General features: G+C 69.2%; 19 protein-coding genes. 13 read left to right on the top strand and 6 right to left on the bottom strand.

All coding sequences use genetic code 11. The features are described from left to right. Nucleotides 1-9 precede the first annotated feature (9 nt). Genes AC1DCU_RS14560 through AC1DCU_RS14540 form a run of 5 tightly spaced genes read left to right on the top strand, consistent with a single transcriptional unit; the run spans nt 10 to nt 6,979 of the window. Nucleotides 10-993, top strand: coding sequence for an AAA family ATPase (locus tag AC1DCU_RS14560; protein ID WP_025876016.1), 984 nt, complete (start codon nt 10-12; stop codon nt 991-993). A 7-nt stretch (nt 994-1,000) separates the two neighbouring features. After that, entirely contained in the window at nt 1,001-1,897 is an 897-nt protein-coding gene (locus tag AC1DCU_RS14555; RefSeq protein ID WP_025876018.1) for a DUF58 domain-containing protein, read from the top strand. Continuing rightward, on the top strand, nt 1,894-3,015 hold the full coding sequence (locus AC1DCU_RS14550; protein ID WP_032978383.1) for a BatA domain-containing protein: 1,122 nt from the start codon (nt 1,894-1,896) through the stop codon (nt 3,013-3,015). Before AC1DCU_RS14555 ends, AC1DCU_RS14550 begins: the two co-directional genes overlap by 4 nt. Beyond that, complete coding sequence (locus AC1DCU_RS14545) at nt 3,012-5,177, top strand: membrane protein (RefSeq protein ID WP_032978386.1); 2,166 nt, start codon at nt 3,012-3,014, stop codon at nt 5,175-5,177. The genes AC1DCU_RS14550 and AC1DCU_RS14545 overlap by 4 nt, the downstream gene beginning before the upstream one ends. Continuing rightward, complete coding sequence (locus tag AC1DCU_RS14540; RefSeq protein WP_032978389.1) at nt 5,174-6,979, top strand: hypothetical protein; 1,806 nt, start codon at nt 5,174-5,176, stop codon at nt 6,977-6,979. Before AC1DCU_RS14545 ends, AC1DCU_RS14540 begins: the two co-directional genes overlap by 4 nt. Before the next feature lie 96 nt (nt 6,980-7,075). Here AC1DCU_RS14540 and AC1DCU_RS14535 read toward each other — a convergent pair whose 3' ends face one another. Next, nucleotides 7,076-7,741 carry a hypothetical protein gene (locus tag AC1DCU_RS14535; protein ID WP_032978392.1) on the bottom strand — a complete coding sequence of 222 codons (666 nt, stop codon included), beginning with the start codon at nt 7,739-7,741 and terminating at the stop codon, nt 7,076-7,078. Nucleotides 7,742-7,778: 37 nt separating this feature from the next. Continuing rightward, nucleotides 7,779-8,309: a hypothetical protein gene (locus AC1DCU_RS14530; protein ID WP_442251730.1), complete on the bottom strand. Its 531-nt coding sequence runs from the start codon at nt 8,307-8,309 to the stop codon at nt 7,779-7,781. Between the two features lie 56 nt (nt 8,310-8,365). On the opposite strand from AC1DCU_RS14530, the gene AC1DCU_RS14525 reads away from it, so the two are divergent. The 4 genes from AC1DCU_RS14525 (at nt 8,366) to AC1DCU_RS14510 (ending at nt 13,780) form a co-directional block, all read left to right on the top strand. Then, a complete protein-coding gene (locus AC1DCU_RS14525; protein ID WP_442251729.1) occupies nt 8,366-9,778 on the top strand; it encodes a hypothetical protein in 1,413 nt (470 codons plus the stop codon). Nucleotides 9,779-9,861: 83 nt separating this feature from the next. Further along, entirely contained in the window at nt 9,862-12,351 is a 2,490-nt protein-coding gene (locus tag AC1DCU_RS14520) for a DEAD/DEAH box helicase (protein ID WP_025876028.1), read from the top strand. Beyond that, on the top strand, nt 12,348-13,367 hold the full coding sequence (locus tag AC1DCU_RS14515; protein ID WP_223497409.1) for a ribonuclease H-like domain-containing protein: 1,020 nt from the start codon (nt 12,348-12,350) through the stop codon (nt 13,365-13,367). The genes AC1DCU_RS14520 and AC1DCU_RS14515 overlap by 4 nt, the downstream gene beginning before the upstream one ends. 89 nt (nt 13,368-13,456) lie before the next feature. Further along, the gene (locus tag AC1DCU_RS14510) at nt 13,457-13,780 is read left to right on the top strand and encodes an I78 family peptidase inhibitor (RefSeq protein WP_025876032.1); all 324 of its coding nucleotides are present in this window, start codon (nt 13,457-13,459) and stop codon (nt 13,778-13,780) included. An 84-nt stretch (nt 13,781-13,864) separates the two neighbouring features. On the opposite strand, the gene AC1DCU_RS14505 is transcribed toward AC1DCU_RS14510, so the two are convergent. Both AC1DCU_RS14505 and AC1DCU_RS14500 read right to left on the bottom strand, forming a co-directional pair. After that, on the bottom strand, nt 13,865-15,808 hold the full coding sequence (locus AC1DCU_RS14505; protein ID WP_478013552.1) for a M56 family metallopeptidase: 1,944 nt from the start codon (nt 15,806-15,808) through the stop codon (nt 13,865-13,867). A gap of 3 nt (nt 15,809-15,811) precedes the next feature. Beyond that, the gene (locus AC1DCU_RS14500) at nt 15,812-16,198 is read right to left on the bottom strand and encodes a BlaI/MecI/CopY family transcriptional regulator (RefSeq protein ID WP_442251726.1); all 387 of its coding nucleotides are present in this window, start codon (nt 16,196-16,198) and stop codon (nt 15,812-15,814) included. A gap of 229 nt (nt 16,199-16,427) precedes the next feature. Between AC1DCU_RS14500 and AC1DCU_RS14495 the strand changes: the two genes are divergently transcribed. After that, entirely contained in the window at nt 16,428-17,507 is a 1,080-nt protein-coding gene (locus AC1DCU_RS14495) for a serine hydrolase domain-containing protein (protein ID WP_442251725.1), read from the top strand. Here the strand turns inward: AC1DCU_RS14495 and AC1DCU_RS14490 are convergent. After that, nucleotides 17,504-18,619, bottom strand: a complete 1,116-nt coding sequence (locus tag AC1DCU_RS14490) for an SDR family oxidoreductase (protein ID WP_478013551.1) — start codon at nt 18,617-18,619, stop codon at nt 17,504-17,506. The two genes, AC1DCU_RS14495 and AC1DCU_RS14490, sit on opposite strands and share 4 nt — an antisense overlap. Before the next feature lie 217 nt (nt 18,620-18,836). Between AC1DCU_RS14490 and AC1DCU_RS14485 the strand changes: the two genes are divergently transcribed. Further along, a complete protein-coding gene (locus AC1DCU_RS14485; protein ID WP_025876040.1) occupies nt 18,837-19,181 on the top strand; it encodes a putative periplasmic lipoprotein in 345 nt (114 codons plus the stop codon). On the opposite strand, the gene AC1DCU_RS14480 is transcribed toward AC1DCU_RS14485, so the two are convergent. Next, nucleotides 19,169-20,230 carry a DNA topoisomerase IB gene (locus tag AC1DCU_RS14480; RefSeq protein ID WP_105163208.1) on the bottom strand — a complete coding sequence of 354 codons (1,062 nt, stop codon included), beginning with the start codon at nt 20,228-20,230 and terminating at the stop codon, nt 19,169-19,171. The two genes, AC1DCU_RS14485 and AC1DCU_RS14480, sit on opposite strands and share 13 nt — an antisense overlap. A gap of 116 nt (nt 20,231-20,346) precedes the next feature. Here AC1DCU_RS14480 and AC1DCU_RS14475 point away from each other — a divergent pair, with 116 nt between their 5' ends. Both AC1DCU_RS14475 and gltB read left to right on the top strand, forming a co-directional pair. Then, nucleotides 20,347-20,736 carry an I78 family peptidase inhibitor gene (locus AC1DCU_RS14475; protein WP_025876043.1) on the top strand — a complete coding sequence of 130 codons (390 nt, stop codon included), beginning with the start codon at nt 20,347-20,349 and terminating at the stop codon, nt 20,734-20,736. A gap of 357 nt (nt 20,737-21,093) precedes the next feature. Next, nucleotides 21,094-25,548, top strand: a complete 4,455-nt coding sequence (gene gltB, locus AC1DCU_RS14470; RefSeq protein ID WP_478013550.1) for a glutamate synthase large subunit — start codon at nt 21,094-21,096, stop codon at nt 25,546-25,548. The last annotated feature ends 92 nt before the right edge of the window (nt 25,549-25,640 follow it).

Below are 25,640 nucleotides of genomic sequence, written 5' to 3'. Positions count from 1 at the left end.
ACCACGCCCATGACCTCCCCCGACCTCGATTCCCTGCTGCCGCGCCTGCACGCGCTGCGCAGCGCCCTGGCCCACGCCGTGGTCGGCCAGCACACCGTGGTCGAGCAGCTGCTGATCGGCCTGCTGGCCGGTGGCCACTGCCTGCTGGAAGGCGCGCCGGGGCTGGGCAAGACCCTGCTGGTGCGCTCGCTGGGGCAGGCACTGGAACTGCAGTTCCGGCGCGTGCAGTTCACCCCGGACCTGATGCCCAGCGACATCCTGGGCACCGAACTGCTGGAAGAAGACCACGGCACCGGTCATCGCCATTTCCGCTTCCAGCAGGGCCCGATCTTCACCAACCTGCTGCTGGCCGACGAGCTCAACCGCACCCCGCCCAAGACCCAGGCGGCGCTGCTGGAAGCGATGCAGGAGCGTACGGTCAGCTACGCCGGCACGACCTACACGTTGCCGGCGCCGTTCTTCGTGCTGGCCACGCAGAATCCGATCGAACAGGCCGGTACCTACCCCTTGCCCGAAGCACAGCTGGACCGCTTCCTGCTGCATGTGCTGGTCGATTACCCCAGCGAGGAAGAAGAGCGGCAGATCCTCGAACAGACCACCGGCGGTGCCACGGAAAGCGTGCCTAAGGTGATGGATGCCGAAGCGGTGATCGCGCTGCAGGCGGCGGTGCGCCAGGTGCATGTCAGCCCCGACGTGCTGGCCTGGATCACCCGCCTGGTCCGCGCCAGCCGCCCCGGCGATGGTGCACCGGCAGCGATCAACCAGTGGGTGAAATGGGGCGCGGGTCCGCGTGCCGGGCAGTCGCTGGTGCTGGCCGCCAAGGCGCGCGCCCTGCTGCAGGGACGCTTCGCCGCCACCCGCGAGGATGTGCAGGCGCTGGCGGCACCGGTGATGCGCCATCGCCTGCTGCTGTCCTTTGCCGCCGAAGCCGAGCAGAAGCGGGCCGACGATGTGGTCGCCGCACTGCTGCAGGCCGTTCCCTTCCCGGGTTGATCCACTGGTGACCGCAGGCACGCCGCTGCTGCTGCCACCCGACCTGCGTGCGCGCCTGCGTGCGCTGCGCCTGCGGCCACGCCTGGCCAGCGGTGCGAGCGGCATCGGCCAGCATGCCAGCCGCAGCCGCGGCGCCGGCCTGGAATTCGCCCAGTACCGCGCCTACGAGCCCGGTGACGAACTGCGCCAGATCGACTGGAAGCTGTATGCGCGCTCGGACCGCTTCTTCGTGCGCGAATCCGAGCGCGAGAGCCCGATCACCGTCTGGCTGCTGCTCGATGCCACAGCCTCGGCGGGCCAGTCCGACCATACAGCGCCCGGACGCAGCCGCCTGGATCACATGCGGCAGCTGGCTGCCTGCGTGGTCGAGCTGGCGCTGCAGCAGGGTGATCGCTTCGGCCTGCTGGCGATCAACGGCGAAGGCCTGCAGCTGGTGCCGGCCGCGCATGGCGCGCGCCAGCGCGACCGCGTGCATCTGCAGCTGCATGCCCTGCAGGCGCGCGGCGCATGGCCGGCCGCAGAGCGGCTGCGACCGCTGTGGGAGCGCGTGCGCCCCGGCGATCTGCTGCTGGCCATCGGCGATGGCTTCGACGACGCGGGCATCGTGCTGCTGGAGCAGCTGGCCAGCGCCCGCCGCGAGGTGATGCTGCTGCAGGTACTGACGGCCGACGAGCGCGATTTCCCCTTCGACGCAGGCCATCGTTTCCGCGATCCGGAAACGGGCGATGAACTTCTCGGCGATGGCGCCGCGATCCGCGCCGACTACCTGCAGCGCTTCACCCAGGCGCGCGCCGCGCTGCAGTCGCGCCTGCAGGCCAGTGGCATCGCCTGCGCGACCGGTTGGCTGGATCAGCCGCTGGACCAGCCGCTGCAGGCGCTGTTCGGCCGCAGGGGCGGCGCATGAGCCTGCTGTTTCCGCTGGGCCTGGCGGCGCTGGCCGCATGGTTGCTGCCACTGCTGATCCACCTCGCCCGCCGTCATCCCTACACGCCACTGGATTTCGCTGCGCTGCGCTGGCTGCGCGCCCAGGTGCGACCGCGGCAGCGCATCCGCTTCGATGATTGGCCGCTGTTGCTGGTGCGCTTGCTGTTGCTGGCCGCACTGGCCCTGCTGCTGGCGCGCCCGGCGCTGACCGGTCCTGCGCCCGTGCCAGCAGCGTGGACGGTGGTGGCACCGGGCCTGGACGCGACCGCGCTGCGCGGCAGCACCGATGCGCGCAACTGGCATTGGCTGGCGCCGGGCTTCCCCACCGTCGACCAGCCAGCGCCGGCCAACGCTGCTGCCCTGCCCAGCCTGCTGCGCGAGCTGGACGCGCAGTTGCCGGCCGGCACCGCGCTGACCGTACACGTACCCGATCCCTTGCCCGGCCTTGATGGTGCCCGCCTGCAGCTGTCGCGCGAGGTGCAGTGGCAGCCACACGCGCTGGCCGTCACCGCGCCGCCACACACTTCCCAGGCACCACGCCTGCGTACGCGCAGCGATGCACCGGCCGCTGCGCTGCAATGGCTGGGCGCGTTGCAGCGCGCGTGGAGCACGCAACCATTGGCGGCCCCCTTGGCCGACGACGCGTTGCCTGCCCGCGGCGAGATCGGCGTATGGACCGCCACCGATGCGCTGCCTGGCACCTGGCAGCGCTGGCTGCAGCAGGGCGGCACGGTGCTGACCGCTGCGAAACCGCCAGCGGGTGCACCCGTACTGCTGCGCGATGCAGACAATGCACCGCTGCTGTGGCAGCAGCGCATCGGCCAAGGCCGCCTGCTGCATCTGCCCGGCGAATGGAACGTGGCCCGCAACAGTGCACTGCGCGATGACGGCCTGCCGCGCGACCTGCTGCAGGCCCTGCAACCGCCATCAACGCCGCAGTTGGGTGATGCGCAGGACCAGACACCACGCCAGGCGCCCCTGCCCGCCGCAACGCCGCCCCTGCGCGAACCCACCGCCTGGCTGCTGCTGGTGATCGTGCTGCTGTTCGCGCTTGAGCGCTGGATGGCGAGCAGCGCGCGACGCAGGGCCGCACCATGAAGACGCTGCAACAGGCATGGCAGCGCGCACGTCGACGCCGCGCGGCGATCACCCTGCTGCTGGGCCTGCCGTGGGCGCTGGCGTCAGCGGCACTCGCGCTGCGCGTGTCCGGTTTCGATATCGCCTGCGTCGTGGCGACCGTGGCCCTGCTGATCATTGCGGCCGCCGCGACGATGCGCGCCCGGCAGCTGGACCGACGCTGGTTGCAGCGCAGGCTCGATGCCAGTGGCGCCAGCGAAGACAGCGCCGATCTGCTGTTTGCCGATGGCGCTGCGCTCAACCCATTGCAACAGCGCCAGCGCACCCACGTGCTGGCTGCACTTGAACACAACCTCCCCGAGCTGCGACCACGCTGGCCACGCAGGGCAGTGGCGCTGTGCTGGATCGGCGGCATCGCCGTCGCCGTGCTGGCACTGGGCTGGCCGCACAGCGGCGCACCGCGCCCCACGGCGCCTGCCTCGCCGCAAAGCAGCACCAAGGCCGGTCCATTGCGCCTGCAGTCCACTCGACTGCGCATCGACGCACCGGCCTACACCGGCCAACCCACGCGTACGCAGAACGCACTCGACGCCAAGGTCGCCGCCGACAGTCGCCTGTCCTGGTCACTGCGCTTCGACCGTGCACCCAGCAACGCCTGGCTACAGTTCCACGACGGTCGACGCCTGCCGTTGCGCGAGCGCAATGGTGAATGGCAGGCGCAGGACGTAGCGCGTACCCCGGTGCTGTATCGCGTGGTCAGCGAACCGGCGCTGGCCGAAACCCGCCTGCATCGGCTCGACGTGGTCGCCGACCGTGCGCCGACGGTGCGCGTGATCGAGCCTGCCACCAGCCTGGTGCTGGGCACCCCCGGGCAACGGCAGTGGACGCTGCGCTTCGAGGCCAGCGACGATCATAGCGTCTCCCCACAAGCGACGCTGTCGATCACCATCACCCAGGGCAGCGGCGAGAACATCACCTTCGTACGCCGCAGCGTGACGCTCAGCGGCAGCGGCGAGGCGAAGGCACGGCGCTTTGCCCATACCCTTGATCTGGCCGCGCTGGGCGCACAGCCCGGCAACGATGTGATCGCCCAGCTGGAAGTGCGCGACAACCACGCGCCGGCGGCACAAATCGGCCGCAGCAGCAGCGTGATCCTGCGCCTGCCAAGCGCCGAGGCCGTGCTCGGTGCCGAACTGGAAGGCCGCATCAAGAAGACCCTGCCCGCGTACTTCCGCAGCCAGCGGCAGATCATCATCGACGCCGAGGCGTTGATCCGCGAACGCCGGAGCGTAGCCGCCGATACCTTCATCAAGCGCAGCGATGCGATCGGCGTCGACCAGCGCATCCTGCGCCTGCGCTACGGCCAGTTCCTGGGCGAAGAAAGCGAGGGCGCACCGAAACCACCGCCGACCAGCGACCTGCCCACCAGCGATACGCCAGCGGCAGACGCACACGATGACGATCATGAGCACGGTCACGGCGCCGAGGCCGGCGCACACGACGAGCACGGCCACGACCACGGTGGCGCAGCCAGCGGCAATGACACGCCACCGGTGTTCGGCAGCGCCACCGACGTGCTGTCCGAGTACGGGCATACCCACGACCACGCCGAGGCGGCGACGCTGCTTGACCCGCAGACACGCGCCACCTTGAAGGCCGCGCTGGACCAGATGTGGTCGGCCGAAGGCGAGCTGCGCCAGGGCCGCCCCGAGCAGGCCCTGCCGTTTGCCTACAAGGCGCTGGCGTTCATCAAGCAGGTGCAGCAGGCCGAGCGCATCTATCTGGCGCGCGTCGGCCCGGAGCTGCCGCCGATCGACGAGAGCCGGCGCCTGAGCGGCGACCGTGCCGGGCTGGCCAGCCGCGACCTGCCGCTGGCCGCGCGCACGCCGCCCGATCCGGCCGTCGTCGAGGCCTGGCAGCGATTGGGCGACGAGGACGGCACTCCCGATCTGGACATGCTGGCCACCTGGCAGCAGCGCAACAACGCGTTCCTGCCCGATGCACTGGACCTGGCCGCCGCCATCGAACAACTACGCATCGACCCCGGCTGCACCGAGTGCCGGCAGCGCCTGCGCGCGCAGCTGTGGCGCGCACTGCAGCGGCCACTGCCGCAGGTGATGCGACGCCGTGCGGCAGATGCCATGGGGCAGCGCTACCTCGACGCTCTGGAAGCACAGCCATGAGCACATCGCCATTGAACGTGTGGGTCGCAGTGGCGCTGGCGCTGATCGTGCTCGTCGCCAGTGCACGCCAGCTGCGTTCGCCCACGCAGAGGCGCGGCCGTCTTATCGCCGTGCTCACGCTGCAGGCGGCCGCCGCTGCGCTGCTGTACGTCTGCCTGCTGCCGCCCTCACAGCGCGCCTCCCTGGCCGGCCTGGTGGTGATCGGCGCCGGGGCCGACAAGACCGGTGCACTGCCCACCGGCGGCACCCGGGTGCTGCTGCCGGAAGCAACCGATATGGCCGGTGCAGCGCGCGTGCCGGACCTGGCCACTGCACTGCGCCGCTATCCGTCCTCCACGGTGACACTGATCGGTGCCGGCCTGGCCGCGCGTGACCGCGATGCCGCACTGCCCGCCGACACGCGCTGGCAGGCACCCCCTGCAGCCAACGGATGGATCGCCCTGCAGCCACCCGCGGACGCCGCTCCCGGTGCGCGCTTCGACGTGCACGCACAGGCACGTGGGGTAGACCGCGCGCAGGCCGAACTGCTGGACCCGGCCGGTGCGGTGGTCGATCGTGCACCGCTGGCGGCGGACGGCCATGTGCAGCTCAGCGGCATCGCCCGCGCCGAGGGCCGCAGCGTGTTCCAGCTGCGCCTGCTGGATGCGCAGGGCCATGTGGCCGACAGCGTGCCGGTGCCGCAGCAGACGCTGGCCGCCGCTCCGCTGCGCGTGCTGGTGCGCTCGGCTGCCCCCGGCGCCGAACTGAAGTACCTGCGCCGCTGGGCCACCGATGCCGGCATCCGCGTGCAGGTGCAGGCCGAGACCGGCGCAGGCCTCAGCCTGGGCGACGGCAACGTGGCGTTGGACGCCTCCACGCTGGCGCGCAGCGATCTGCTGCTGCTCGACGAACGCAGCCTGGCTGCGCTCGGTGCCGCTCAGCTGGCGGCCGTGCGCCAGGCCCTGCGCGATGGCCTGGGCCTGCTGGTGCGCAGTACCGGCGCGCCATCAGCCAGCGCACGGCAACGCCTGCGCGATCTCGGCCTGCCCGTGCAGGGCGATGCCAGCAGCCAGGTTGCGGCAATGCCCGGCGAGGGTGACGCGACGATGTTGCAGGCACGTCGCGGGCCGCTTGCCGCCGGCACCCTGCCCACCACTGATGGCGAAGACGCCGACCGCGCGTCGCACGCCGCGGCGCTGCCGGCGCTGGAGTACCTGGCGCTGCAGGCAGCCGACAGCCGCCCCCTGCTGCAGGATCGCGACAGCAAGCCCATCGGTGGGTGGCGCGCCGTCGGCAAGGGGCGCATCGGGCTGCTGCCCATCACGGACAGCTGGCGCTGGGTACTGGCCGGTCGCGAGGATCGCCACGGTGAGTTGTGGAGCACAGTGTTCGCCTCCCTCGCTCGCGCGCAGCCCGGTACCGAAGGACCGTGGTCGACACAGGCACTGGCCTGGGCCGGCGAACGGCAGTCACTGTGCGGCGTGCAGGCACCGCTGCGGGCCTTCGACGGACGCGGCGATGGCGTGCCGCTGATCGTCGACAGCACCACCGGCACAACACGATGCGCGGGCTGGTGGCCGCGCCAGGCCGGTTGGCAGCGCCTGCAGCACGGCGACCGCACGCAGTGGCGCTACGTGTTCGATCCGAAGCAGGCCCCTGCCCTGCACCGGCAGGCGATGATGGATGCCACCGCGCAGCGGCTGGCCACTGCGGCGCCAGCAACCGCGCAGGCGAGCCAGCGTGTACCAGGGCCGCGCTGGCCGTGGTGGCTGGCGTTCGTGCTGTGCGCATCGCTGCTCTGGTGGCTTGAGCGCCGACGCTGATCCCGGGGTTGATCCCGGGGTCGGATCCCTTTCGCCTGCGAAAAGGCCCTGATCCCGCCGATTGGATCGCGAACACCATCCACGCATGGCGTGGATCTACTTGCGCCGATACACACCGTTGAAGCGCACGTTCATGCCGCCGCACTCGCTGTTGTCGGCCACGATCAGCACATCGCCCAGCAGCTGCGCGTGCACCGTGCAGGTGTCCTCCACGAAGTCGACCTGGGCACCACGCGGTACTGCCTGCGCGCTTACCGCGCCGATGTTCGGGCCGCCCGGGCGTTCTGCCGGCGTCGGGTTGGCCGAGGGCCAGTAGGCATCGCCTTCCACGTGCAGGCGGCCGTCACGCACGCGGATGCGCAGGCCGTTGTCACTGTCCTTCCAGTCTCCCGACCAGGCCTGCAGCGTCGGCGCGGGTACCGGCAACGCCTGCAGCTTGCTGCGATCCACCCAGCCTGCGCTGCCACCCACCTTGTTCGGGAAGAACGCGCAGCGGTAGCGACCAAGATCACGCCCGGTCACCACCGTGTCGCCACTCACCACGTAGCTGCGCTGGCGGCAGGCGGGTTCGCCCTTGGCCGGGCAGCCGTCCATGTCGCCCAGCAGGAACAGGCGCGGCGTGCCCACCACCTTGGCCAGGGCAAAGCCCGATTGTTCCGAAGGGAACGCGCCATTACGGCACGAACCGCCATCGGTCAGGTCGCTGGCGGACGCGGCAAGCGGGCTCAGCGTTGCAAGCAGGAACAGGGTACGCAGCGGCATCCAGGCAGCCTCGAAGGGAAGGCCCGCAGGATAACGCCTACTTCTCCGGCGGTGCGCCGCAACCATCCTGCTGGGCGCAGAACTGCAGCGCGCGCCGTTGCTGCTCGGCGCTCAGTTCCGGTGGCGGCCGCGCGATGGCCGACTGGATCTGGTCCGGGCCACCCGTGATCTTGTTCAGGCCCTTGGCCGCGGCCATCACGCCCTTGACCACGCCCATCATGATGTAGCCACCGCCCATGCTGACCTGCTCGGGCGACGGCGGCTCACTCCAGTCGCGGCTGAAGCGGTTGTTCTCCGCGCGCATCGGGTTCTTGAAGCGGTACAGGTCCAGCGGCTGGTCGTCTTCGGGCTTGAGCGCGCGCACTTCGCCCAGCGTGGTCACGTTCCCCTGCGCAGGCGGCAGGACCACGGGCGCGTCATCAGCAGCGGGCGGCACGGCAGGCGCCGGTACGGGTTCAGGCGTGGGCAAGGGTACGGCCGCCGGCGTCGTCTGCTGCGCGTGCGCGATGCCCGCCAGCAGCACCGCGGCCAGAAGTGCTCCCTGCATTCCACGTCGTGCCACAGCCATCCACCCTGTTGGTTGCGTCCAGCAACCAAGGATACGGATGCAGGCTTCAGATTTCGTTGGAAGCGCCGCCGGCGTTCAGCTTGTGCCCGTCCTCACGGTTCCGCGCAGCCGCCACGCACCTTGCAATGATTTGCATTGCGCACGCCGAAGCATGCCATGAGCCTGCAGGCCCCTCTGAGCACCTTCACGCCGATGAGCCTGCCACCGCCCCGCTGCTGCGATCACTCACGCCTGCTGGGATGCTGCTGATGTCGCCCGCTGCGACCCTCCTCCTGCTTGCGGTGCTGCTGGCGATGCTGGTGGCCTGCTACCTGCAGTGGGCGTCGGATGCACGCGCTGCCCTGCACCTGCTGCGGCGCAATCCCCCCTCACGTCCGCTCACCGAAGATGAAGATGCTGCACTTGCCACGCTGCGTGCGCTCAGCGGGCGGACGCACGACACACAGGTGCGCGTGCTGTCGGGGGCTTTCAGCGGACCGTCTGGCTTCGGCAACCGCCCCTTCCATTCGGCCTGGCTCGGTGACGTTGCCGTGCTGCTGCCATTCGATGCCTGGCAGCATGTTGCCGTAGACAATCACGCAGAGGTCGTCCTGGCTGGCGACGCCGCTCTGGTAGTCCGCTTGAATGGATTCCACATTGTCGGTGCCCGGCACCGGGTGGCTGCCGAGGAAGCCGAGCATGCGGCCGCCTTCGAGGGACCACTGCAACGCAAACGGCGCATCGTGCGGCCAATTGCTGCGTGCGCGGTCCACGGACAGCGGCTGGAGACGGCGGCCGAAGTGGCGATGCGCCGGGGTGATGGCGTTCGCTGGCCGGGCATTGTCATCGCGCTGCTTGCGCTGGCGGCGCTGCCCGCGCTGCAGATCGACGTCGCGCTGTGGTGGCGGCTGTTGCTGGGTCTTCCGCTGTGCGCCGTGGCCGGCACCGCCGTGTGGATGGCATGGCCACGCCAGCGTGGCCCAGGTGCGCCGCAACCGGTTCTGCAGCTCAGCGGCAGGCTCAACAAGCTCATGCTGCACCCACACCATCCGCCCTGCTGGCTACTGGGCAGCGACCACCGCGTGCAGCTGCCTGCGGAGTGGCTGGCGTCCAAGCGTTTCCGTAGTGGGCAGCACCTCACACTGGATATCCGCCAATGCGATGGCATGGTCCTGGGCGCGGGCCGGGAGTGGTCCCTGGCCGAGGACCGTGTCCGGTTTTCCTCCGCTGGGGCGACGTGGAGCCTGGCATGGCTGGGGTTGATGCTGTGCGTACTGCTGTTCGGCGGAATGTTCATCGAACTGCCGGCGGGCATCTCCCGGCAGCACACCCGTGATGCGCTCAGGCTGATGCATGGAGTGTGGTGGCCGCTCACCGCCGCCACCGGGCTGTGGCATCTGGTGCAGGCCATCCATCGGTGGCGCCGGCACCTGCGGTGCCACGCACGGCGCAGCGCGGCACTGGCTGCACGCATGCCACCAACGCGCTGAATGGTTCACGCCGCCCGCTGCGGATGTCTCACATCGTGAGACCCATTTGTGGTGCCATGTGATCCCCTGAAAACCCACTTCCCATGGCCTACGAACTCGCCAAGCGCACCGCCGATGCGGAGCAGCAGCTCGCCACCCGCGATGGCCTGCCCGCGCGCGATGGCGCACTGCTCAGTGCACGCCTGCAGCGCCGCTACCAGGATCGCATCACCGGCAGCTTCGCCATTCCCGGCCGCGAAGGCCGCTATGCGCCGATTCCTGATTCCGTGCCACCGGCCCTGACTGCGGCACTGAAGGCACGCGGCATCGAGCAGCTCTACAGCCACCAGGCCGAGGCATGGGAGGCCAGCCAGCGTGGCGACCACGTCGCCATCGTTACCCCCACCGCGAGCGGCAAGTCGCTGTGCTACACCCTGCCGGTGGTCAGCGCTGCCATGCAGGACAAGGCCAAGGCGCTGTACCTGTTCCCTACCAAGGCACTGGCACAGGACCAGGTGGCCGAACTGCTGGAGCTCAACCGCGCCGGCGACCTCGGGGTGAAGGCCTTCACCTTCGACGGCGACACCCCCGGCGACGCGCGGCAGGCGATCCGCCTGCATGGCGACATCGTGGTCTCCAACCCGGACATGCTGCACCAGGCGATCCTGCCGCATCACACCAAGTGGGCGCAGTTCTTCGAGAACCTGCGCTACATCGTCATCGACGAAGTACACACCTACCGCGGCGTGTTCGGCAGCCATGTCACCAACGTGCTGCGCCGGCTCAAGCGCATCTGCGCGTTCTACGGGGTGCAACCGCAGTTCATCCTGTGCTCGGCCACCATCGGCAACCCGCAGGCGCATGCCGAGGCGCTGATCGAAGCACCGGTCACCGCCATCACCGAATCCGGTGCACCCAGCGGGCCGAAGCAGGTGCTGCTGTGGAATCCGCCGGTGATCAACCCCGACCTGGGCCTGCGTGCCTCGGCGCGCTCGCAGAGCAACCGCATCGCCCGCATCGCGATCAAATCCGGGCTGAAGACGCTGGTGTTCGCGCAGACCCGGCTGATGGTGGAGGTGCTGACCAAGTACCTGAAGGACATCTTCGATCACGATCCGCGCAAGCCACCACGCATCCGCGCCTACCGCGGCGGCTACCTGCCCACCGAGCGCCGCGAGACCGAGCGTGCGATGCGTGCCGGCAACATCGACGGCATCGTCAGCACCTCGGCGCTGGAACTGGGCGTGGATATCGGCAGCCTGGACGTGGTGATCCTCAACGGTTACCCCGGCAGCGTGGCTGCCACTTGGCAGCGCTTCGGCCGCGCCGGACGCCGCCAGCAGCCCGCACTCGGCGTGATGGTGGCCAGTTCGCAGCCACTGGACCAGTACGTGGTGCGCCATCCGGACTTCTTCGCCGAGGCGTCGCCGGAACACGCACGCATCGCGCCCGACCAGCCGTTGATCCTGTTCGATCACATCCGCTGCGCGGCGTTCGAACTGCCGTTCCGGGTCGGCGATGGCTTCGGCCCGATCGATCCTGAGGTGTTCCTGGAAGCACTGGCCGAAACCGAGGTCATCCACCGCGAAGGCGAACGCTGGGAGTGGATCGCCGACAGCTATCCGGCCAACGCGGTCAGCCTGCGCGCGGTGGCCGATGGCAACTTCGTGGTGGTCGACCGCAGCGATGGCCGCCAGCAGATCATCGCCGAAGTGGACTACTCCGCTGCAGCGCTGACCCTGTACGAGGGCGCCATCCACATGGTGCAGTCCACGCCCTACCAGGTGGAAACGCTGGACTGGGAAGGCCGCAAGGCCTACGTCACCCGCACCCACGTGGACTACTACACCGACAGCATCGACTTCACCAAGCTCAAGGTGCTGGACCGTTTCGATGGCGGCGTGGCCGGCCGCGGTGATTCGCACCATGGCGAAGTGCACGTGGTGCGCCGCGTGGCCGGTTACAAGAAGATCCGCTACTACACCCACGAGAACATCGGCTACGGTCCGGTCAACCTGCCCGACCAGGAACTGCACACCACCGCGGTGTGGTGGCAGCTGCCGCAGGCGCTGCTGCTGCGCGCCTTCGCCAGCAAGCAGGATGCGCTGGATGGGTTCCTCGGCGCCGCCTATGCACTGCACATCGTAGCCACGGTGGCGGTGATGGCCGATGCGCGCGACCTGCAGAAGTCGGTGGGCAACGGCGATGGCACCTGGATCGCGATTGCCGACCAGAGCGGGCGCGGCCAGCTGCGGGGCAGCGATGGCGAGCCTGGCGCGGTGGAACTGCTGCAGGAATTCGTGCCGACCGTATACCTGTACGACAATTTCCCCGGTGGCGTCGGCCTGAGCGAGCCGCTGTGGCAGCGCCAGGCCGAGCTGGTGCAGCGCGCGCGCGAACTGGTACAGCGCTGCGACTGCAAGGCGGGTTGCCCGGCCTGCGTCGGCCCGGTGCTGGCCGCGCAGGAACAGGATGAAACCTCGCCGCGTGCGCTGGCGCTGCGCGTGCTCGACCTGTTCGATGCGCAGGCCTGCCAGCAGGTGGCCGATGTGGTGGTGAGCACGCGCGACCCGATGGAGCTGATCGCCCCGTGAGCCTGAGCCTGGACAAGCTGCGGCTGCTTCGCAAGCAGGCGGGTGACCCGAAAGCAGCCACGCCTGCCGCGCCGACGCAGCAGACGCCGCCGGCACTGATGGCCGCCAACGATGCGCGGCAGCCACCGGCCGAGCGTTCGGTGTTTGCCTGGGTGGAACAGGAGATCCGCCACAAGCCGACCGGCACCGCCACCACCACGCCTGCGCCGGCAACACTGCGACGGCCCGAGGTCGGCAGCCTGCATCGCCTGCTCGGCATGCGCTCGCGGGGTGGCCCTGCGCCGGCACGCGCCAGCGCGCAGGATCGCCAACTGCCCGGCAACGAGATTGCGCCCGGCCTGTTCCTGATCGAGTCACTGCTGCCGCAGCCGATTCCCGCCATGCCGCTGTCGCTGGCCTTCGCCAAGCGCGAGGGTGAGCACGTGGCTGCGCGCGACCTGCTGTTCTTCGATACCGAGACCACCGGCCTGGCCGGCGGCACCGGCACCCGCGCCTTCATGATCGGCGCCGCCGACTGGCATGTGTGCCCGCAGCGTGGCGAAGGCCTGCGCATCCGCCAGCTGCTGATGTCGACGATGGCTGCCGAGGAGGAGATGCTGGCCGCTTTCGCCAGCTGGCTGCAGCCGCATACCGTGTTCTGCAGCTACAACGGCCGCAGCTACGACGCCCCTCTGCTGAAGACGCGCTATCGGCTGGCCCGCCAGGCCGATCCCATCACCGCGCTGGACCATGTCGACCTGCTGTATCCCACTCGCCGCCGTTACCGCGGTACGTGGGAGAACTGCAAGCTGTCCACCATCGAGCGGCAACTGCTGCGCGTGGTGCGCGAAGATGACCTGCCCGGCTCGGAAGCCCCCGCCGCATGGCTGCGTTACCTGCGTGGCGGTGATGCGGTGAATCTGCGCCGGGTGGCCGACCACAACCACCAGGACGTGGTGACCCTGGCCCTGCTGCTGCAGCGGTTGGTGCGGGAAGAGCAGCGCGAACGGGAGACCCTGGCGCTGGTAAGCGGATGAACGGAGAGGGCGGATCCAGGCCGCGTTGACATCACTGACACAGGGCTCGGCGACACTGCCGCTACTGAACACCACCCAGGAGTACTGCCATGCGTCGATCCCCCCTGCTGCTGCTTGCGGCCATCCTGCCGCTGGCCGCCTGCAGCCATGCCGGTGGCAACGCCTCCGCCGATGCCGGCAGCCTGCCAGCCAAGGTGTCCGATGGTCCGCAGGAGTGCCGCCCCGAGGCGCTGGACGCATTCACCGGCAAGACCGCCGACGAAGCGACGATCAAGAAGCTGGTGGCCGACAGTGGCGCGCGCAACGCACGCGTGGTCAAACCGGGGATGGCGGTGACCATGGACTTCCGCCAGGACCGGGTGACCGTGCAGGTGGACGCACAGAACCGTATCGAGCGCGCCAGCTGCGGTTGATGGGGAGCGCCGGGCCCTGCCCGGCGGATTCCATTCGCATACGCGCAGCTGCGGGCGCCGGGCATGGCCCGGCGCTCCGCTCTGTCAGAGCCGCTCGGCCTTGCCGCTGGCCAGCGCACGCGCGATGACCTGCTCTGCCTGCTTCGCTGCCTGTGCCTGCAGCCGTGCCTGGCGCTCACCCAACGCGGCCTGTTGACTGCCCAGTGCCGCCTGCTGGCTTCCCAGCGCGGCCTGCTGGCTGGCGAGTCGGCTCATCTCGCGGCTACGCTCGGACTGCAGCGCCTGGTTGCGGGCAACCTGTGATGCGCGCTGTGCTTCGGCCGCAGCCTTGCGTGCAATCGCCGCATCATCCACCGCGCCGCGTGTAGCCCGCGCCGCTTCGGCTGCCGCTTCGCGATTGATGTCGCGATCATTGATCGCACTGCGTGCAGCCCGCGCGGCGGCGAGGGCGATCTCACGCGCCTCTTCGCCCTGCAGCCTGCCCAGCTCGCCCTGCTCGCGGCCGAGCTGGCCCTGCTGACGACCCAGCACACTCTGCTGGCGCCCCAGTTCACTCTGCTGGCGGCTCAGGTCGACAGCGCCGGCATAGGCACGCTGCAACGACTGGATCAGCATCGGATCGCGCACGACGTAGCGCTTGTCGCCCTGGCGAAACCACAGGGCGGGGCCGTCACCAAGCCGGCTGCGCGCCTGCATCACATCGTCCATGCCGGCATTGGCGAACGCCTGGCCGTGATCGACGAGAACGAAGGCCTGCTGTGGCGGCGTACCCAGATCCAGCTGGCCATGGGTGACGATGGTGGTCTGCGAGTGCGCATGGGTGCCTGCGTCCTGCTCCTCGTCTTCATTGACGTCGGCAGGTTCCTCAGGCTCGGCGGGTTCTGCCGGCTCGGCCCAGTCGGCCGGCTCTGCCGGTACCGCTGCGGCAGGCGGCGCTGCCGGTGCCGGGGGTGCTGCGGGCGGCGGCGGCGGCGCTGGCACAGCGCGCGGCGGTGCCGGCGGTGCAGGCGGGACCGGCGCGGCCACCAGCCGCATCGGCGCCACACCCACGGCCAATACAACCAGCGTCAAGCCGACGGCCAGCAGGCGCGGGCACGCCCGGTGCGACTGCAGCGACAGCAGGCGGCGCTTGAGGCTGGTGGTGCTGGGCGCTGCGCTGGCCACGCCGAGGTGTGGCTGCGGCGCCACACCCAGCTGCAGCAGCAACCGGCCATAGGCATGGCGGCTGGCACCGTGCTGGCCGACCACCGCCGCATCCACGGCTTCCTCGCGGGCCTGGGCGTATTCGCGCACGGCCAGGCGCAGCAGCGGATGGAAGAAGAACAGGTGCTGGGCCAAGGCAGGCAGCAGCCCCCACTGCAGGTCACGACGCTGCAGGTGTTGCAGCTCGTGGGTCAGCGCCAGGTCCAGCGCATCGCCCTGCAGCGCGTTCATTCCCGCCGGCAGCAGCAGCACCGGACGGAACGGCCCGACCAGCTGAGGCGCGTCCACCTGGTCGCTCATCCACAGGCGCGGCGCGCGGCGCAGGCCGTGCGCATCCGAGGCCAGCTGCAGCGCCTGCACCAGCGCCTGGTCCTCGCACGGATACGACGCCGCCAGCAGCGCACGGCAACGGCGCCATTCGCCGAAGGTCCGCAACGCCATCAGCAGTACACCGGACATCCACAGCGCTGCCAGGGCCAACGCCCACCAGGCCACCGGGGTGCTGCCGACATCACCCATCGGCGTGTTCGCCAGCAGGTGCGCCGATGCCTCCGGTGCCATCGTATATATCGCGTCCGCCGCAAGATCCACGGTCGTCACTGCCACCGCATCGGGTGCGGGCAACCAGGCCAGCTGCAGCGGTTGGCTCCACAACAGACCGACCACCGCCTGCAGCGACACCAGCCACCACAACCGGCAACGGGTGGCCGCCGCCAGTGCCGGCAGCGCGCGGCACAGCAGGTACACCAGCGCCACCAGCAGCACGGTCTGCAGGCTCGTCCAGCCCAGCCGTTCCAGCATCGGAATCAACATCGAGGTATCCATGGCTCAGTCCTCCTGGCGACGCGATTGCAGTTCGGCCACCAGCGCTTCCAGTTCGGCCAGTTCGTTGTCGCTGACCTTCTGCCGCTGCGACAGGTACGCCACGAATGGCGACACCGAGCCCTGCAGCGTGTTGTCGACGAACTGGGCAACGGCGCCCTGCAGCACGCTCTCCGGGCCACGGGTGGGCTGGTAACGGTAGACACCCTGCTGCTGCCTGCGCTGCAGGTAACCCTTGGCGCGCAGGCGCTCCATCATCGTCAACACGGTGGACCGGGCCAGTCCGCGCGGTTCGCCATAGCCGCTGGCGACCTCGCCGACGCTGGTCGGTGCCTGCTCATCCACATACTGCAGCAGGGCCAGTTCCTGGTCCCCGATGGTCTTGCCACGCATGACAACACTCCCTTGACTACACGTGTCGCTACTGTTGCCATGACGACACCTGTAGTCAACCCCCCGGAAGTCATGGGCCGACGAACGGTAGGGCGCGCAGCCGGCTTAAACCTTTTACGCCGGGCGCGCATCCGACCCATGGCCTGTCGCCTGCGGCAGCCGTCATCGCCGCCGATCTTTCCGCCCTCCGGGAACCCGCATGCCTCGCCAGACGCTACGAACCCTGCTCATGATCATCAGCCTGCTGCCCTTCGCCGCCGTCTCCGCCAACCAGGACCAGGCCAACGACCAGACCCGTCGTTTCATCCGCCAGACCATGCAGGAACAGCGCATCCCGGGCCTGCAGATCGCGGTGGTCAAGGATGGCCAGGTGGTGCTGTCGGAAACCTATGGGCTGGCCAACGTCGAGAACGGCGTGGTCGCCACCCGCAGCACCCGGTTCCCGCTCAACTCGGCCACCAAATCCTTCACCGGCGTCGCTCTGGCGCAGCTGGCACAGGACGGGCGGGTGGATCTGGACGCGCCCATCGCGCGCTATCTCGACGACCTGCCCGAAAGCTGGCGGGCGGTGCGGGTGCGCCAGCTGCTCGCCCACACTTCCGGCCTGCCCGACATCCTCGATGCTGAGGGATTGCTGGGTGGGGGCTCGGAACAGGATGCATGGCAGGCGGTTCGCGCGCTGCCGGCAGAGGCCAGGGCCGGCGAGCGCTTCCAGTACAACCAGACCAACTACCTGCTGCTGGCGCGGATCATCGCGCGGCAATCCGGCATGCCCTACGAACGCTTCCTGGCCACCGGCCAGTTCTCCACCGCGCGCATGGCACGCACCACGTTCGGCGACAGCTACGACCTGATCCCGGATACGGCGACGATGTACAGCTACCTGCCACGCGCCACCGATGCAAAGGATGCAACGCCGCGCCTGTCGCACTGGTTCTACGACATGCCGCCCAGCCTGTGGGCCGGCGGCGGCATCCTCACCACGGCTGATGACACCGCGCGCTGGTTGGTTGCATTGCAGGAGGGACGCCTGCTGGAGCAGCGCGCGATGCAGCAGATGTGGACGGCGGAACGCCTCAATGATGGCAGTGCCGGCGACTGGGCCGCAGGCTGGCCGGTGTTCAACACCGCACCCGACCTGCAGGTGGGTGGCATGGGCGGCGCGCGCTCGGCCTTCATCGTCTACCCAGAGCGCGAGCTCGCCGTTGTCGTGCTGACCAATCTGGTCGGCGCCAATCCGCAGCAGTTCATACCGCGCATCGCCGGTTTCTACACTGCCGCGCCCAAGGGCGTCGCCGCCGCGCGCTAGCCGCGCGGCCCGCCCATCACCGGCAGGATCACCCCGCTGATGTAGCTGGCGCAGGCCGGCGAGGCCAGGAACACATAGGCCGGCGACAGTTCTTCGGGCTGTGCCGGCCGCCCCATGTCACTGCCCTTGCCGAACTCGGCCACGTCCTTGGCCTGCTTGTCGGCCGGGTTCAACGGCGTCCACACCGGACCCGGCGCCACGCAGTTGACCCGGATGCCGCGTGGCAGCAACTGGCTGGCCAGCGCCTTGGTGAACGCATGGATCGCACCCTTGGTAGCCGAGTAATCGATCAGTGCCTTGCTGCCGAACAGGCCGGTTTCCGAGCCGGTGTTGATGATGCTGGCGCCCTCGCCCAGGTGTGGCAGCACTGCGCGTGCCATCTGGATGTAACCGCCGATGTTGGTCTGCAGGGTTTCCTGCAGGTGCGCATCTTCCAGGTCTTCCAGGCGCTCGCAGTGCAGCTGGAACGCCGCGTTGTTGACCAGGATGTCGATGCCACCAAACGCCTTGGCCACCTGTTTGACTGCCTTGTTGCAGAAGCGCGGGTCGCGCACGTCGCCGGCGATCACCACGCAGCGGCCGCCCTCTTTTTCCACGTGCTGACGCGTCAACTCGGCGTCCTTGGCTTCATCCAGATGCAGCACGGCAACGTCGGCGCCTTCGCGGGCGAACAGTACCGCCACCGCACGGCCGATGCCGGAATCACCACCGGTGACGATGGCTCGCATCCCTTGCAGCTTGCCGCTGCCGACGTAATCCGGCGCGAGGAAGCGCGGCGCCAGTTCCAGTGCGTGCTCATGGCCGGGCTTGGCCAGATGCTGCGCCGGCATCTTCTTCGGCTGATGGCGCGGTCCGGCCTGGGTGGCGGTCTTCTTTTTTGCCGCCTTCTTCGCCACGCGTACATCCTTCGCCTTTTCCTGGTCCTGCAGGCGCCGCTGCCGTGCTGCGACACGCGCCGCGCGCGGATCGGAAGCGGCGGCCTTGCGGGTGGCGGTCTTCACCACGCGCGGGCGCTCGGCCGTGGCTTCGGCGGCGGCGGGCGCTGCCTGGGTGCCTTTGCGTACCTTCGGCGATGCCTTGCGGCGGGTGGGGGTCTTCTTGGTGGTGGCCATGCAGGTCTCCTCGGGAGGATGGGGGTTGCCGGCCAGCGGCCGGCACTACCGGGGCGCGTGCGCCGCAGTACCGGGGGCGGCGTGCGCCGCTCGTGCAGTGTCTCCACGCAGGCTGTTGGCGGCAGTGAGCGCACTGTGTCCATCGCGTGCACGGCATTCATTCCGCCACCACGCGTGTCGTCGCACCCTGCAGGCCACAACACGAGGAACGTCCCCCATGAAACATGCCATTGCCACCGCCGCCGTCTGCTTCGCTCTCGCCGCCTGCAGCAGCAGCCCGGTCGCCCAGGTCCAGCCGATCGATGGGGTGATTTCAGGCCAGTGCCACACCGACAAGGTGCGCGGCGCAGTCGGCCTGGCCGCTTCGGGCATGACCATCGAACGTGCGCGCGTGGACAGCGACAGCCTGCACGTGCAGGTAACCCGCGGCAGCCGCGAGCGCAGCGGCAACACCGCCAGCGGCGCTGCCGATCCGGCCGCCGGCGCAGCGACGGAAGGTGGGGATCGCCTGACCATCGAAACCGGCCGCACCAACAACATCACCGCCATCTACTGCGGCTGACCTGCCTTGCGGCTGAGCCGCCGGGCCCGGCGCAGCACCTTCAGTGTCGCCTGCTCCCACTGCCGCGGGCCGCGCAGGCCCGCCAGTGCGGTCAGTTCGCCGCGTTCCCAACCGGCGAACACGCAGGGATCGATGTAGGCCTTGCGGCATACCGCTGGCGTATTGCCCAAGCGCGCAGCCACCTGGCACACCACCTCGCGTTGCGCCTTGGCCAGCGCGCGTTGGCTGGCCGGCTCGGGCAGCTCGGTGGCGGCGAAGGCCTGCACCGCCGCCATCGTGCCGCCCCAGGTGCGGAAGTCCTTGGCGGTGAAGTCCTCGCCCATCACCTCGCGCAGGTAGTCGTTCACCGCGCCCGAATCCACCGGCTGCACCTCGCCCGCGTCGTCGCGGTACTGGAACAGGGCCTGACCCGGCAGCTGCTGCACGCTGCGCACCAGCGCGCCCAGCCGACGGTCACCGACCACCACCTCCTGCAACTGCCCGGACTTGCCGCGGAAGCGCATGCGCACCCGGCCACCCCGAAGCAGGTCCAAGTGACGGTTGCGCAACGTTGTCAGGCCGTATGACTTGTTCTCCTGCGCATAGGTTTCATTGCCCACCCGCACCAGCGTGTCGGCCAGCAGCGCGACCACAACCGCCAGCACCTTCTCGCGCGGGAAACCGCTGCGCTTGAGGTCGCGGCCCAGGCGCCGCCGCAGCGCCGGCAACGCCTGGCCGAAGGCGATGGTGCGGTCGAACTTGCCGGCGTCGCGAACGGCCGCCCAGTCGGCGTGGTAGCGGTACTGCTTACGCCCACGCGCGTCGCGGCCGGTGGCCTGCAGGTGGCCATCGGCGCGGGCACAGATCCACACGGCGGTATAGGCCGGTGGAATGGCCAGCGCGCGGATGCGCTGCAGGGTGGCGGCATCGCGCACGACATGACCATCGGCATCGCGATAGGAAAAACCCTTGCCGGCGCGGACGCGGCTGAAACCGGGCTGGGTGTCATCGACGTAGCGCAGGCCGGCGGCGCGCGCGGCCTGGCGTTCGGGTGTGGGGGTCGCTGGCATGCCTGCAGTCTGCCGATCGGCGCGGCGTGGCCACGTCAATAACGCAAGACAAACACGTGAGGGCGGGTTCGCCGCTATGCTCGGCCTTTCACCGTCCCTTCCATTCCGGAGTCATGATGTCGTTCCCGATCCGCGCCCGTTCCCTCTCCGCCCTGCTGCTGCCGGCCGTGCTGGCCCTGACCGCCTGCCAGGCGCCGTCGCTGGATGAGCAGGATTCGGCCACCGCCCACGCACAGCAGGCCGCCGAGGCCGCCAAGGCGCCGGCCGACGAAGCCGGCAAGGCCACCGAAGCACCGCCGGTCGGCAACTGCGATGCCAGCCAGGTGCAGAGCCTGGTCGGCCAGCCCTACACCGAAGCGCTCGGCAAGCAGGCCCAGGAAGATGCCGCGGCCAAGCAGCTGCGCGTGCTGCACCCCAATGACGTCACCACGATGGAGTTCCTGGGCGACCGCCTGAACATCGAAGTGGACGCAAAGGACGTGGTAAGCGGCGTCCGCTGCGGCTGAGGAACCCCGCGCCGGCAAGCGTCTGCCGGCGCTTTGGTTGCGCCTGCAACCGTGTATTGCGGCGTTGCAGCAACCTGTGATCTAGTCGAGGCATCCGGTGGCCTCATGATGCGCTCCAGGAAGAGCACGGCGTGTGCGTCAGGGTGAGTGTGAAGACACTTGGCGTGCGGCCAGACAAGGCGCGCGCCGCCGCGCAGGCGAGTGCCTGCGCAAGGTGAGCAACGCCGTACGGGCGTGCGCCAAGCGGCTTCCCGACGGGCTGCGCCATGCGCGGCACACTCCACCATGACGTACAGGGCGTGCTCTACAGAGCGGGCAGGAGTGTCCCCGTTCATTTCAATCTGCATCGAGGTAGAGATGGCCCCCCGCAACCGCCAAGGGCTTTACGACCCGCGCTCCGAGCGCGATGCCTGTGGATTTGGCATGGTCGCCCAGCTCGACGACCAGCCTTCGCGCCTGCTGGTGGATACCGCCATCGCTGCGCTCTCGCGCATGACCCACCGTGGTGGTGTCGCCGCCGATGGGCTCACCGGCGATGGCTGTGGCCTGCTGCTGCGCCGCCCCGATGCCTTCCTGAAACTGCTGGCCAGTGAAGCCGGCATCGCCGTCGGCGCGCGCTTCACTGCGGGCCTGGTGTTCCTGCCGCACGATGCCGACGCCGCACAGGCCTGCCGCACACAGCTGCAGCAGCAGATCGAGGCCGTGGGCTGCAAGGTGGCCGGCTGGCGCGAGGTACCGACCGACGACAGCGTCTGCGGACAACTGGCACGCGACACCCTGCCGCGCATCGAGCAGGTGTTCGTCGATGCCGGCGTCGGCCAGGATGACGCCGGCTTCGGCCTGGCCCTGTTCCTGGCCCGCCGCCGCAGCGAACAGCAGCTGCGCGCGCACGCCGACTACTACGTCACCACGCTCAGTCCCAACGCCATCAGCTATAAGGGTATGGTGCTGCCGGACAAGCTCAGCCGCTTCTTCCCGGACCTGCAGCGGCGCGAACTGGCCTCCAGCGCCATCGTGTTCCACCAGCGCTTCTCCACCAATACGCTGCCGCGCTGGCCGCTGGCGCACCCGTTCCGGATGCTCGCCCACAACGGCGAGATCAATACCATCGAAGGCAACCGGCGCTGGGCACAGGCGCGCAGCAAGGTGTGGAAGACGCCCCGTTTCGACATCGGCGAGTTCGACCCGGTCATCTCCATGCACGGCTCCGATTCGCAGAGCCTGGACAACATGCTGGAACTGATGGTGTCCGCCGGCATGGAGCTGATCCAGGCCCTGCGCATCCTGGTGCCGCCGGCAACGCAGTCGCTGGAATTCAAGGACCCGGACCTGGCTGCGTTCTACGAGTTCCACGGCCTCAACAGCGAACCGTGGGACGGCCCGGCCGGCATCGTCGCCTGCGACAGCCGCTACGCGGTGTGCACCCTCGACCGCAACGGCTTGCGCCCGGCGCGCTGGATGCTGACCGCCGATCGTCACTTCCTGGTCGCCTCCGAAGCAGGCGTCTGGGAAGTACCGACCGAGCGCGTGGTGCGCAAGGGCAAGCTCGGCCCGGGCGAGATGATCGCCATCGACCTCAAGCGCGGTGACCTGCTCGATTCGGAGGCCATCGACCGCATCAACCGCGGCCGTGCACCGTACAAGCAGTGGCTGCAGCAGGGCGTCACCTACCTGCAGACCGAACTGATCGACCCGTCGCTGGTGGAAGAGCCGTTCGACGAAAGCACCCTGCGCAGCTACCACAAGCTGTACCAGCTCAGCAGCGAGGAAGTGGAACAGGTGCTGCGGCCGCTGGCCGAGACCGAGCAGGAAGCCACCGGCTCGATGGGCGATGACACGCCGATGGCCGTGCTCAGCCAGCGCAGCCGTCCGCTGTACGACTACTTCCGCCAGGCCTTCGCGCAGGTCACCAACCCGCCGATCGACCCGCTGCGCGAAGACTGCGCGATGTCCCTGTCCACCCAGCTCGGCAAGGAGACCAACATCTTCCATGCCGGCCCGGAGACGGTGAACCACGTCATCCTCAACTCGCCGGTGCTGAGCCAGCGCAAGCTGCGCCAGCTGCTGAAGATGGGCCAGTACGTGCAGGCCAACCGCCTGCTCGACCTGTCCTACAGCGAAGAGGAAGGCCTGCGTGCGGGCATTGAACGCATCTGCGTCGAGGCCGAACAGGCTGCGCGCGACGGCATGGTGATGCTGCTGCTGTCCGACCGCTACCCGGTGGCCGGGCGGCCGATGGTGCATGCGCTGCTGGCCACCAGCGCCATCCACCACCACCTGTCACGGCTGGGCCTGCGCTGCGACGTCAACCTGATCGTCGAGACCGGCACCGCGCGCGACGCGCACCACATGGCCTGCCTGCTCGGCTTCGGTGCCACGGCGGTGTATCCGTACCTGGCCTACCAGACCCTGTTCGATCTCGGCCGACGCGGCATCCTCAAGCTCAGCAAGGGCGGTGAGCAGTCGCAGATCGGCCGCCGCTACCGCAAGGGCATCTACAAGGGCCTGTCCAAGATCATCTCGAAGATGGGCATCTGTACCGTGGCCAGCTACCGCGGTGCGCAGCTGTTCGAGATCATCGGCCTGGAGCCGGAGGTCGTGGACCTGTGCTTCCCCGATACCGCGTCGCGCATCGGTGGCGCCGGCTTCGCGCGCCTGGATGCCGACGCGCGCGAACTGTGCGCGCAGGCCTGGGACGCCCAGCAGGGCGTGGATGTCGGCGGCCTGCTGAAGTACGTGCACGGCGGCGAGTACCACATGTACAACCCGGACGTGGTGACCACCCTGCAGCGCGCAGCGCGCAGCGGTGACCCGCGTGCGTGGCAGCAGTACTGCGATGCCGTGCATGCGCGCCCGCCGTCGGCGCTGCGCGATCTGCTGCAGCTGGTGCCGGCGGCAACGCCGACACCGCTGGACGAAGTGGCACCGGCCAGCGATCTGTTCCCGCGTTTCGATACCGCCGCGATCAGCCTCGGTGCGCTCTCTCCCGAGGCGCATGAAGCGCTGGCCATTGCGATGAACCGCCTCGGCGGCCGCAGCAATTCCGGCGAAGGTGGCGAAGACCCGGCGCGCTATGGCACCGACAAGCGCAGCAAGATCAAGCAGGTGGCCTCAGGCCGCTTCGGCGTCACCGCCGAATACCTGGTCAACGCCGAAGTGCTGCAGATCAAGGTTGCGCAGGGCGCCAAGCCCGGCGAAGGCGGCCAGCTGCCCGGGCACAAGGTCAATGAACTGATCGCACGCCTGCGCTATGCCAGGCCGGGCATCGGCCTGATCTCGCCGCCGCCGCACCACGACATCTACTCCATCGAAGACCTGGCGCAGCTGATCTACGACCTCAAGCAGGTCAACCCGACCGCGCTGGTGTCGGTGAAGCTGGTCAGCCATGCCGGCGTCGGCACGATCGCGGCGGGCGTGGTAAAGGCCGGTGCTGACCTGATCACCATTTCCGGCCATGACGGCGGTACCGGTGCTTCGCCGGTCAGCTCGATCCGCTACGCCGGCGTGCCGTGGGAACTGGGCATCGCCGAGGCGCACCAGGCGCTGGTGGCCAACGACCTGCGTGGGCGCACCCTGCTGCAGACCGATGGCGGCCTGAAGACCGGCCTGGACGTGGTCAAGGCAGCGCTGCTGGGCGCGGACAGCTTCGGCTTCGGCACCGCGCCGATGATCGTGCTGGGCTGCAAGTACCTGCGCATCTGCCACCTCAACAACTGCGCCACCGGCGTCGCCACCCAGGACGAACGCCTGCGCGAGAACCACTTCACCGGCCAGCCCGAGCGCGTGGAGAACTTCTTCCGCCTGCTGGCCGAGGAGGTGCGCGGCTGGCTGTCGGTGCTGGGCGCACGTTCGCTGCAGGAAATCGTCGGCCGCACCGACCTGCTGCGCCAGCTTGAGGTCTCGCCGCGCGAGGACGTGCGCGTGGACCTGTCGCGGCTGCTGGCCGACGCCAGTTACCCGGGCAGCCACTGCGCCGCACAGCGCCTGTATGAATCTCCGGACAGCCTGGCCACGCAGATGGACGGCCTGCTGGCCGAGGCCATCGAACACAAGCGCGGTGGCGAGCATCGCTTCCTGATCCACAACACCGACCGCAGCATCGGCACCCGCCTGGCCGGCGCCGTGGCGCGCGCGCACGGCAACCAGGGCATGGCCGAATCGCCGCTGGAACTGCGCTTCCGCGGCAGCGCCGGGCAGAGCTTCGGCGCCTTCAACGTCGGCGGCCTGCACCTGGAAGTGGAAGGTGAAGCCAACGACTACGTCGGCAAGGGCATGGCCGGTGGCCGCCTGGTGGTGCGTCCGCCGCGTGGCGCACGCTTCGAGGCACGCAGCACCGCCATCATCGGCAACACCTGCCTGTATGGCGCAACCGGTGGCGAGCTGTTCGCCGCCGGCCGTGCCGGTGAACGATTCGCCGTGCGCAACTCCGGCGCACTGGCGGTAGTGGAAGGCGCAGGCGATCACTGCTGCGAGTACATGACCGACGGCGTGGTGCTGGTGCTGGGCAAGGTCGGCCTCAACTTCGGTGCCGGCTTCACCGGTGGCCTGGCCTACGTGCTGGACGTGGACCGCGATTTCGTCGACCGCTACAACCACGAGCTGATCGACATCCATCGCGTCTCCGCCGAAGGATTCGAGAACTACCGCCAGCACCTGCACCGCCTGATCGGCCGTCATCGCGAACTGACCGGCAGCATCTGGGCGCAGCAGATCATGGACGAGTTCCGCGATTACATCGGCAAGTTCTGGCTGGTCAAACCCAAGGCCGCCAGCATCGAGTCGCTGACCGAAACCCTGCGCCGCGCGGCGTGACACACCGCACGTGACGGATGCGCCGCATGCACTGGGCGCACCGGCTTCCCCACCGCTGTAGTGCCGGCCGCTGGCCGGCATCCGGAAATCCA

Source organism: Stenotrophomonas sp. 10L48 (assembly GCF_056395105.1).
The sequence above is the reverse complement of the archived record's forward strand: the minus strand, read 5'-3'. Positions and strand labels throughout refer to the sequence as shown.